The organism is Chelatococcus sambhunathii, from assembly GCF_001418005.1.
Lineage (GTDB): Bacteria > Pseudomonadota > Alphaproteobacteria > Rhizobiales > Beijerinckiaceae > Chelatococcus_A > Chelatococcus_A sambhunathii.
On sequence record NZ_LIOL01000023.1, the window covers coordinates 1 to 11,567 of the forward strand.

Annotated in this window: 5 protein-coding genes; all 5 read right to left on the reverse strand. The window is 62.7% G+C overall.

Annotated features, from left to right (window positions below):
• The coding region (locus tag ASC46_RS20375) for a transposase (protein ID WP_055461113.1) at positions 1-263 on the reverse strand (263 nt) is incomplete at its 3' end.
• 57 nt (positions 264-320) lie between these two features.
• Entirely contained in the window at positions 321-3,236 is a 2,916-nt protein-coding gene (locus ASC46_RS20380) for an Eco57I restriction-modification methylase domain-containing protein (RefSeq protein ID WP_082464930.1), read from the reverse strand.
• Positions 3,237-3,239: 3 nt separating this feature from the next.
• Entirely contained in the window at positions 3,240-6,005 is a 2,766-nt protein-coding gene (locus ASC46_RS20385) for a DEAD/DEAH box helicase (protein WP_055461114.1), read from the reverse strand.
• Entirely contained in the window at positions 6,002-11,182 is a 5,181-nt protein-coding gene (locus ASC46_RS20390; protein WP_055461115.1) for a DEAD/DEAH box helicase, read from the reverse strand. Before ASC46_RS20390 ends, ASC46_RS20385 begins: the two co-directional genes overlap by 4 nt.
• 58 nt (positions 11,183-11,240) lie before the next feature.
• On the reverse strand, positions 11,241-11,567 hold a 327-nt coding region (locus ASC46_RS20395; RefSeq protein WP_072249655.1), incomplete at its 5' end, for an IS5/IS1182 family transposase.

Below are 11,567 nucleotides of genomic sequence, written 5' to 3' on the forward strand. Positions count from 1 at the left end.
CACTTTTTTCCCAGCAGGTCTTTCAACCCCGCATTGTCGAGCATCGCATCCGCCAGCAGCCGCTTCAGCCTGGCATTCTCGTCCTCGAGCGCGCGCAGACGTTTCGCCTCGCTCAGCTCCAGCCCGCCATACTTGGCCTTCCACGCATAGAAAGTCGCGCTCGACATCCCGTGCTTGCGGCACAGATCCAGCACCACCGCCCCCGCATCGGCCTCCTTCAAAATGCCAATGATCTGCTCGTCCGAAAACCGCTTCCGCTTCATCCAATCCGTCCCTCTGCTGGGCCGGACTCTACTCGCAAGTGGAGGAAAAACAGGGGGTCAGGTCACAGGCGCTGTCCTGGTATTTGGATTAATTGTGGCGATCTCTGACGGAGACAGATCAAAGTGTCTTCTGGTGTCTGCAAATTCCTCGATAGTGCGGGAAAAGAAACTGAAAGCGGCTTTCGTTGGCCCCGTTCCTGGTGCCGCCAACGTCACAAGCGCGAATTTAAACCGAGCGTGTCCGATCCTGTCAAAGAAGCCGAGCCCCGTCTGGAAATCGTGAAGACTTACTAGCCGCCGCTGATCCACCAGTGAGGAGAAGAACGTTGCAGTAGTAGCGTCAGTGGCGATACCGCTAGGAACGATGATACCGGCCCGACCATGCGCTCCGGCCAAGCGCGAGAACAGTTCGGTAAAGAGTGCGTAAGTATTGACATCACCTCGCCCGGTTAGCGGATAGCGGCCTGATGAGCGAGCAAATTCGCTCGCAGCCTCCGCCGTGCGCTTGGTGAAGACAAAATCTCGCCACAGGCGCCCGTCCGCGCTCTCCGGGTCGGCCTTCTCCAGAGCATCGATCAGCTTCTGGCGCTCAACCTTGTTCGGCGCGCTGGCGATGGCAGGTGAGCGCGCGGCAAAGAACTCCTGCTCTTGGAGCTTGATGCGCTCCCAAGGCGGATTGCCGATGACGACATCGAAGCCGCCATCACGCTCCATGATCTCGGGAAATTCGATGAACCAATGAAAGGCGCCCACTTTCTGGGACGTCAGCATCGCGCCCTGGCGCAGATGTTCGGCCGGCGCCTGGCCGCCTGCCGCCTGCCACACATGCTCCGTGAGCGGCATGGCATCGGTGTTTGCCGCGCCGCCCGCTTTCGGGGTGAAGAACGCGGCCATATAAAAATTAGCCGAGATATAGAGGTCGCTCGCTGTCTTGAGGCGCTGCCAATCATCGGACGAGCGCATCGCGTAGAAGCCGCGCGCCTTTGCCTCCACGCTCGTCAGATCGTCCTGCGCGATCTCCTTGAGCTTGTGATCGCGCTCGGCCAGGACTTCGGGCGGCGACCAATTCCTGAACAGCAGCGGATGACCCTTCGCCCGATCGCGCTGCTCCCTGTTGAGGCGAGCATAGCGACGGGAGAGTTCCCTGTCGTCACCGGTCAGCGCCTTGTAGGCCTCGTCAGGCAACCCTTCCCGCAACATTGCGCGGTCGAACACGCCGATCAGGCTGTCACCGCAGCGGATCTGCGCATCGAAGAAGGCGAGCGGTCGGCCCGGCTCTAGCGCCTCGATCCAGAGCGCAACCTTGGTCAGCTCGACCGCCATTGGGTTGCGGTCCACACCATAGAGGCAGCGACAAGCGACTTCGCGCAGCGCATGGCGGAAGTCGGATGCCGAAGGGATGCCACCGGCGCGATGGCGGGCGACGCGGGTGGCGATGCGCCGCGCGGCTGCAAGCAGGAAATGCCCCGAGCCGCAGGCAGGATCGATGACGGTGAGCTTCAGGAGCTCTTCGGCTGGATCGGCGGCTTGGGCCTCTCTCTCGTCGAGAACCGGATCGAGCGTGCTGTCGAGCAGGAGCTGAACCAGGCTGTCCGGCGTGTAGTAGGAGCCGGTCGTCTTACGCTGATTGCCCCGTTGCTCGGCAGCCTCCGACGCGAACAGGAGCGTCCTGCCGTCGTCGCCGAGCTGTGGCTGAAGCTCGAGCAAGGACTCGTAGACCGAACCCAGCTCCTCTGTTTCCATTGCGCGCCAGTTCACCGGCACCATGCCGGTTCTGTCGGAAAGCCAGGCAAGGCGGTAAACCGCCTGCATGAAGGCGCGGTTGCGCAGGCGCGCGGTTTCGAGATGCGGCAGTTGGTCAGCGTTGAAGAGCCCGCCGAGTGCAGGAAGCCCCAACGCCTCCTGCCCGCGCGCAAGGCCGCGGAAGACCACCTTGATGCCCTCGTAGCGGTCGTGGTGCTTGTCCCATGTGGCTGCGCGTACCGCTTGCGCCCGCAGCGCGGCGAGGCTGTAGCCCTCCGCGTAGAGCTTGCGAGCAGCGAGCTTCTTTGCGCGCTGCTGATCATCTTCCTCGATGGGGGGGTGCAGCAAATCCCGATCCTCGGCCACCATCAGGAAGATGAGTCGGTAGACGAGGCGCAGAAGCTCGTTGAACCACTCGATCAGATTGACCTCGCCGGATTTCAGGCGCGCGGCGAGCTCGGGGTTGGCCTCGAGGAAACCCGAGCCGAGCACCTTGAGCGCGGTTTCGACTTGAGCCGCCAGCCGGTCGCGAGCCGCCTCGCCCTCGCGAGAGCCCGCCTCACGCCAGCGTTCGAGCGCGCAATCGGTGACGGGCGTGCCAGCGATGCCGAACCGGGTTCGGTGGATCAGCGACCAGAGGACCGCGAAGGAGGCGGCATCCTCGTTGGTGAAGATAGCGACAAGGTCGGCCTCGATGTGGGCGGGACGGGTCAGCGAGGCGTTGTCACGCATGAGGCGGAGGACGGCCCCGTTTGTGACCAGTCCCCAGAGCACGTCATCGCTGTCGTTGAGATAGTCCTGAAGCGCGAATGCCGGAGATCGCGAACGATCGGTCGACAGCGTCGGGCTGCGACGATCGAGCCTCTCTTCCGAGGGCGGCACGACAACGATGGGGACCCGGCCACCGGCTAGGAACGAGATCACGCCGTCAGCCGGAGTGAGATCATCGAAGCCGAAGGTTTCCGCAAGGAAGGCCCGCACGAAGCGCCGCGTGGCCTCCACCGAGGGATTCTGAAGTTTCGCGAACGCATCGAAATGGGACTGGCCGACACGGAAGGCCGTCGATATCTCCTCGCGGATCGTCAGGCCTTTGCGGATCCGGTAGTCCTCCTCCGTCTGCTCGGAAGCTTGCCGGCGGTCGATGCTGGCGACCATCGCCGGAGCAATGAGGTTGCCCTCCAGCGTGAGCGAGGGCCAGGCCGACATATCGGTGACGGGCTTGCGGGCCATGGCTCAGGCCTCCCCCGGGATCAGCACGAAGAGGCCAATCACATCCGGCGGGAGCACGGCCTCCACGGTGACGCGCGAGGCAGACCCCGACGCGGCGCGGAGGCGGGCATGGTCTTCCATGAGCTCTTGCGCGCGCGACCGGACGTAGTCGGCAATCGGACCGCCGAGCAAGTCGGCCAAGTCCTCCTTCGCCTTCGCGACAAACCTGTCTCGTGCGACGGGCGCGAGATCGGACGTGGCGGGTGTGTTGAGCCACTGCCGGGCCGTTTCTCCAGCCGCAACAATCCGACCACTCTGGATCGCGATAAGGGCCGCTTCCTCTGCCAGCAGCAGCCGCTCTTTGCGGGCATGGACGGTCAGTTTGAACCGGATACGCAGGAGTGCAAGGCGAGTCAGTTGCTGAACCGCGGCCGTCGGCCAGGCGCCGACCCGGCCGATGCCGAGCCCGGACAGCGCCTCCGGATCGAGCGATGCCTCGACCAGCGCTTCGGCCAGCGTGGCCGTCAGGGGATGCGTCCTGGTGAGCAAAGCGGCGCCCGCTGGCGCGGGTTCGGCCGTCGCCAGCCGCACCGATCCGGTGAGATCATGCTCCTTCAAGCGCTCGCGCAGTCCGGCATCAAGGGCGTCAACATGGGCCAGAAGCACGGCTTTCCGAGTCTCCAGGGGCACGCCGAAACGCGCCATCGCGCGCTCGACGAAAAGCCGCGCCTCTGCGGGTGAGCCGAGGAGCGTGCGGACCTTCTCCCATTCCGGGGCGACTTCCTGCGGCTTCATCGCATTCTGCGCAAAACGCGCGCGGGATTTCTTTTCGTTTTCGGCGGCGTCGCGCCAGCGCGTCTCCATAACCTTGGCCCCGTCATCGAGCCGAAGATCGAGCGTGAGCTGGCGGGACACGCCGCGACGCAGCATCATCGAAGCCATCAGCGCATCCGTCACCGGCCCCCGTTCTTCAGGGAGAGGTACGGTGACGCCAGTCGCCTTTCGGATTTCCTCGGCCTTGCGGAGAATGACCTCGAGCACCGCGCCGTCGATGGCGCTGTCGGGCGAGAACATCATGATCGAGCGGACGAGTTCCGCCGGCTGACCGAAGCGATCCACTCGCCCCTCGCGCTGCTGGTGCCGGGTTGGATTCCAGGACAGATCGTAATGGACGACCGTGTCGAAGAGCTGCTGAAGGTTGATGCCTTCCGACAGGCAATCCGTGGCGACGAGAATGCGCTGGACCGGCTTTTCGTCGTCCGCAATCGCCATATCGGCGACACGATCGCGGCGCTCGTCGGGCGTAAGAACGCCGGTCACAGATTCGATGACCAGTTTCGGGAAGGCCTTGCGCAAGGCCTCGCGGACATGCTCGGCCGTTGCCAGAAAGCGGCAGAAGACGACAGGATTTGCTCCCTTCTTGATGAGGGGTGTCAGCGCATCGACCAAGGCGGCTAGCTTCGGGTCGGGTTTTCCGATCAGGGCCTCGGCCTCCTTGACCAGAGCGAGAAGCTCCGGATCGACGTCAAATGCCGTGCCCGGCTCAAGATCGACGGCGTCCTCGTCGTCGCTGTCCTCATCGTAGATTTGCGGTTCGAGCCGATCGCTTTCGGTCGCCATGCGGTTCCGCAGGGCGCTCAGCGCTGCAGCCGGCGACGAACCGACACAGCGCATCAGGGCCAACGTGCCCCAGAAGGCCAAGCGTCGCTCTCGTTGCCCCGATCCCGCCCGGGAGACGATGCTGAGGCAGTAATCGAGCACAGCCTCCTGAAACCTGCGATGCGCCTCGGTGAGGCGATAGGCGAATTCCGTTGTCTCATGCTTCGGGAAGGCACGATCTTCATCCCAATCCCCCGAGATGAGATCGATCCGGCGTCGCTGCACGAAGTGTCGCGCCAGGCGCTCACGGTAGCGAGCGTCATCGAAGTCCATCGACGCGAATGACGGCTCGATCAGGGAGAGCAAGCGCGCGAAGGCGTCTTCATCTCCGGAATGCGGCGTTGCCGTCAGAAGAACCATCCGCCGCTCTGGATCTCGGGCGAGCCCCGACAGAAGTTCGAAACGCTGCTGCCGTCCCTGGTGCGTGCCGACGCACGCATGCGCCTCATCGACGATCACGAAGTCCGGACAGGCGCGCGCAAAACCTTCGCGGCGCTTCTCTGCCTTGATGTAGTCGAGGCTGACAACCGTGAAGGGACAGGCATCAAACAGGGTCTGGGCGAGCGGCAGGCTGCGCTCCAATCGGCTCGCGGTGCCCGACGTGACAGCGACGGCGTCGATCCCGAAGCGCGCCTTCAGCTCTCCGACCCACTGCTCGACAAGATGCGGTGGGCAAAGCACCGAGAAGGCGTCCACCTCGCCCCGATCCATCAACTCGCGCAAAATCAGGCCAGCTTCGATCGTTTTACCGATGCCGACATCGTCCGCGACGAGCAGGCGCGGCACCGGCAGACGAAGGGCCATCAGCAGGGGCACGAGCTGATAGGTCCGGGGCTCGAAGGCGAGTTGCGCGGCGGACCGGAAAGGCCCGGCCCCACGTCGCAGTGTCAGCCGCATCGCATCCGCGAGCAGCGCCGCCTTCGCCTGAACGGTCGCCGCAGCGTCGGCAGGTAGATCGAAACGGGCAGGCTCTACAGAAAGAATCTCGAGCTTCGGGTCGAGGATCACCGTATCGTTCTCACTGCCCGAGAGCGGGCGAAGCGCCAGAATGCCGTCCTGCGGCGACGGCAACGCGACCCACTCGCGCCCGCGGGCGCGGACCAGATCTCCTGGGGCGAAATTCACCGTCATAGGGATGTTCCCCCAAACATCGCGATCATGGCGTCGGGCAAACCCGCGGCAATCGATTCCGGCAACTCGAACAGCGTCCAGCCCTTGGACTCAGCTTCCTGGCGCGCTGCCTCGGTCAGAGGAGAGACGCAGGCAGCGATGTAGTGGCTGCGCCACGCGAACCTGATCGTCTGACCGGAGAAGGTGATGACGGACGCATCGGGAGCTGGGAGTCCTGCATCCTTGAAGGCACGCTCCCATTCCGCGCTTTCGCCCAACGGGCTGGCCGACGCGGCAAGCACCACCTGCCCCCGCGCCAGATCAATCAGCAGCTGTTTTGCTTCGTCCCTCGTACGGTCGATCAGCTCGTGATCGGGCTGGTTGAAGTAGGAGAGCAGGCAACGATAGCACCCCCGGACGCATGCCTCCCCGTCGCGGCTGATGAGCAGCTTGGCATCGCCTGCCGCGATCGCTTCATCGACTCTGTCGAAATGCATCAGGGTCAGCACTTCTCGGGCCACCTTGCCCAGCGCCTGCGGATCCTCGATGAGACGGCTCAACACTCCGGCGCCGCCTTCCGTGGCTTCATAGGCGAGGATGGCGCGACGGTTATCGCGGGCAGGCAATGGCTCACCGAGGACCTCGCCTTCTTCCAGCTGGAAGACGACCTCAATGCCTCTCATCAAGGCGTGCTGCACGGTGACAACCGTCTCGGGCGCATAGGCCGTCGGATCGTTGAACCGGAAGAGCAGCGCGTTTTTGTGATCACGAACGATAGGGACGATCCGAACCGGCTTCACGACATCGGGCGGCACATCGACGTCGGGCTCCTCGTCGTCGGACTTGGCCCAGTAGCCGCTGCGCGGATCGATGTAGAAGCCGAAGACGGTCTGATTGGCCCGTCGCTTCAGCCCCTTGTTGATCCGGCTGATCTCGGCGCTGTTGGCATATTGCAGGTTGAAGATTGAGGCGTCCTCGCAGCGGAAATCGGCCTCTGTAATCTGTACTCGGCCGTCGCGTTTCGGCCAGGAAAAGACAGTCTGAATGTCGAAGCCTTGCCGGACGCGCTCTTCGTCGTTCGCAGTGATGCGCTCGGCCGGCGCAGCCTCGACGTTGTCGATCCGAAGCGTCCGCTGCACGGGCGTCTCGCCGGCCATCGGGCTGTTGCAAGCATGGCAGCGCTCGACCTCACCGTCATGGCAAGCGCCGCAGTTCGAGCAAATGTAGATGTCTCGGGTAGCGAGCTCCGCGCCATCGCCCGTTCGCACTTCTGGCGGCAGCTTCGCCTTCATGACCCGGTAGGCGCGGCCTTCATGATAGATCAGACTGCGCGGCCCGAACTCCGAGATGGCCAGGAAGCGAGCGCGCTGAAGAAAGGAGCCGGTCTTTCCCTCGCCAGGAATGAACGCGTAGAGCGGCAGTCGGGGAAAATTGTAGCCAGGCAGGAACCCTTCCGTCGCTAGATAACGGTAAGAGTAGAAGTCCGACCCGTTCGAGGCTTTGCCCTGTTCGAGAATGGCGATTTGGTCGCTGGCCTGCATCTGAGAGGCCTTGATGCGACGACGGTCCGCCGCCGAGAGACCTGTGATCTCGGAGCGAGCATTGGCTTCGATGAGCTGCGTCCGGGCGGAGTTGTAAAGCTCCCGCCACCGATCGAAGGCGCGATCGAATTCCTGTGGCGCGCGCAGCGCGACGGAGGAAACGAACTCATTCGGATCGCTCATCCACACGGGCATGCGGCCCTCCACTGAAGCGAGAATCTGCTCGAGAACGCGCTTCATCGGAGCGTGCGCAGTTATCGCCAATTCAGGCCGGTCGATGACGTCGTGGATCTCCTGCTTCAGCGGGTACCCCGTTTGGGTCAGGTCGAGAATTTCGGGGATGTCTGGAGACAGGGCTAGCTTCGCCTCGGCAAGCCAAACGGCGTGCAGATGCGAACGCACGAGCTCTTCATTGGTGATGTCGAGGGCCGGCGGACGAACGACGCCCGCCACCATCTCGTTGCGCCTTTCGAAGAAGTATTGGTCATGAGGTGATTGGGCGGCGCAATAGGTCGCGATGACGGCGGCCTGCCCCGAACGACCCGCGCGGCCAGCGCGCTGGACGTAGTTGGCTGGCGTCGGCGGCACATTTCGCAGATAGACAGCATTGAGCGCCGAGATGTCGACGCCGAGTTCCATCGTCGGCGAGCAAAACAGGGCGGGCAGAAACTGCTCCGACTCGCCAGCGGCCTTGAGGTCGGCGGCGCTTCTCGCGAGATTGTCCCGATCCTCCTTCTCGAACCGAAAGCGCCACTCGCGCCATTCGCGTTGTCTTTGGGTCACTTGGGCCGTGTGTTCACGACCTTCGAGACCCCAGAAGTTGCTCTGGCCAGCCTTCAGGTCGGCAGCAATCTCATTGTAGAGATCATGAAAGTAACGGTTGGCCTGCGCCGCGCCGCGTCGAATGGCTTCGCCGGGCACGACACGGACAGCTGACGGCGATAGACGCCAGCCTTGCAGATCCTCCTCCAACTCGACACGCGACACCATTCCCTCGCGCACAAGGAGGTCCATCAGGCCGGTTATGGCGGTCAAGTAGTCAGTCTTGCCGAGCTTAGTCCCAATGACGCTTTTGCGATTGATCAGGCGTCCGATGCGGGAATTGTGGCCGGCACGGACGATCGTCTGCTCCTCCCGCAGGCTTACTTGATCCTTGCCTGGGGCTTGCAGGAACAGCGTCGTTCGGCTTCGGGGCGTCTCTTTGATGTCGATAGCCCATGGGGCGCGCAGCAGATTGCGGGACTTCTGGGCGACTCCTTCGAGAACGGTCGGATCGAGCGCTTCTGTTCCGACGGCCAAGCCTTCGAGCATGGCGCCAAGGAGTTTCTTCAACATGACCCTGCGCGCAGTGGCATCGAGCGCGCCGAATTCCGGCCGGATGGCGGCCAGGCGCTCGGTGTCTTCAGCGATGTCATCGAGGCCGATGAATTCGACGTCGATGAGTTTGAGAACGGACAGGCTCGGGTTGGTGTAGCGCCATCCCCGGCGCAGGTCCGTCCAAAGCCGATGGGCTAGAACTTTTTGGAGGGAGCGCTGGGCGTCCTCGCGGACCACGGCCCCCGCCTCGGGATCCAGCATCCAGTGGACGCGCGCATCTCGGTTAGCGGCGGTGAAACCGAGCGCCCTCACGATCCGCAGACCAAACTCATCCTCGGTCAGGCCATCGTCGCCGACGTCCAGGACGGCTCGCAGGATCGCACCGCGCAGCAGGCTGACGAATAGAAAATCGTTGAAGTGCCCTGCTTGAAGAGCGGCGTCCTGACGATTGTCGGTAAATCCGAGAAGCTTGCGCTTTTCCTTGGGAACGCCGCTGTCGGACCTGTTCATCCATTCGAGGGCGGTTGCGACAAGGAGCGTCGTGGCTGAACTACGGCCCTCGCCCGACAGCCCCGCAAGCTTGGTGCGCTCCCGCATGCTTGGGTGCGGTTGGTCAAGGCAGCATGGGCAGAACCCAAACTTGCCGGGTATGAACCAGAAGCTCTTGCCCGGTGAACCGAGGCGGCCGTCGGGCGAAACGGTGACCATCTCGGGCACTCGTCGTTTCCGGTTCGCGCGGAGTCGTTCGACGCCGTTACGCTCCTCGCGCCAATCCTCGGGATAAGATTCGATATCACCCGTAAACAGGTAATCGGGGTCACCGTCGCCTGTGGGGGTTAGATAACCTGCAGCATCACCCTCCTGATCGTCCAGCGGCGCATCGTCTATATTCCTTGGCAAGAACAGCGTACCCTCGGCGTCCTCTGTTTTGACGACCACATGGACCTCATGTCCGCACTCCCGGCAGAAACGGGTTGGATAGAGGCGATGGCCTGGCGCGCTAGGGTCTTCGAGCTGACCTTCGAACAGAACTTTCCGGGGCTTCTCGGTCAGTGTGGTGAAGACCTCGCCTGCGCCCGAGATAAATTGGTGAAGCTTGAATGCCAGGAATGCACCTGTCCCAGAGCCGCCTCGCTCTGTTTCCGGCAGGCTGACGCGGGTTAGAAATGTCTCGAGGCTACTTCGACAGGTTTCGGGATCGACGCCGCTATCCTTTGATAGCAGCCCCACGGCCTCTTCAAACGGAATGGGCTTCTTCCGCTTGAGCTCCTGCGCGTCGTCCAGCCCGATTGCCAATTCGGTCCAGACCGCCAAGGGATGCTCCCTCAGGACCTCATCGGTCAACACGTCTGGGAGCGCAGATGTCAGGACAGACGCGAGCTTCGGCCGCACATCATCAAGCTTCAATCGGTCATCCGTTGCCCGTTCAAGCGACTCGTCGATGACCGCTTCCGGTCCTATGGACACCCCGAAAAGACGCGATGCAACGCTCGCTACGGCTTGCGCGCGATTGGCATCAGACCCTTCGCTCGCCATCGTGGCCGATGTTCCGATGCAGATCGGAATCTCGTCTGGCGTGCAGCGATTGCGAAGGCGGCGGACGAGGATGGCGACGTCGGCGCCCTGGCGGCCCCGATACGTGTGCAGCTCGTCGAGAACGACAAACCTCAAACCGCTCGCATTTTCTATAACTTTGGTGTCGAGGCCGTCTTGCCGGGTTAGGAGCAGTTCGGCCATCATGAAGTTGGTGAGTAGAATATCCGGCGGGTTGTCTGCGATCCGCTGCCGCTCCTCCTGACTCTCCTGGCCAGTGTAACGTCGCACCACCGGTCTGATCTCTGCTGGCAGGTCGGATTGGGATATGAACTTCTCGATCTCGTTGATCTGGCTGTTCGCCAGAGCGTTCATCGGATAGACGATAATGGCGCTGGTTCTACGCCCCTTGCCCGCCTTCCGTGCGCGAACAATTGCGTCCACCACGGGAACGAAAAAGCAAAGCGATTTGCCCGATCCGGTTCCCGTGGTGACCACATAACTCTGGCCCGCCCGCGCCTTGGCGATAGCCTGCCCCTGGTGACGATGGAACCGCAGAGGCGTCGACCCGAACCGGAATATTTTGCCAGTCGCTTCGTCGAGATCGCCCGAGGCGACCAGATCGTCGATTGTCGGCCCCTGAAGATATCGAGGGTTGAGAGACAGAAGCGCGCCTGGCCAGAAGCGCCCGGCATCGTACTGCCGATCGATTTCCGACTTCAGATCATCGGATCGAATAGTGCTGAATGACCGCGAGAAACGGGCATAGGAATCGACGAGATGATGGTCAAATTCAAACGCCTTCATTCTGATCCCCCCGCTCCTCTTCTATTTCCCTAAGATGCGTCCAACATTGGCGCATTTATTAGGCCGTAGACTCATAACCGCGTAGCCAGATGCGGATGGACGCGAGCTTCACGGCGGCGAGGAAGTTTTCCGCCGTCTTGTCGAAGCGGGTGGCGATACGGCGGAAGTGTTTGATCTTGTTGAAGAAGCGCTCGACGAGGTTGCGCGCCTTGTAGAGGTGCCTGGAGAAGCAGATCGGGTCCTTGCGGTTGCGCTTGGGCGGGATGTTCGCCCATGCGTTCCGCTCGGCGACGGCAGCGCGCAGGTCGTTGGCGTCGTATCCCTTGTCGGCCAGCAGCATTGAGCCCGGCGCGAGATGCCCGATCAGGTCTTTGGCACTCGCGAG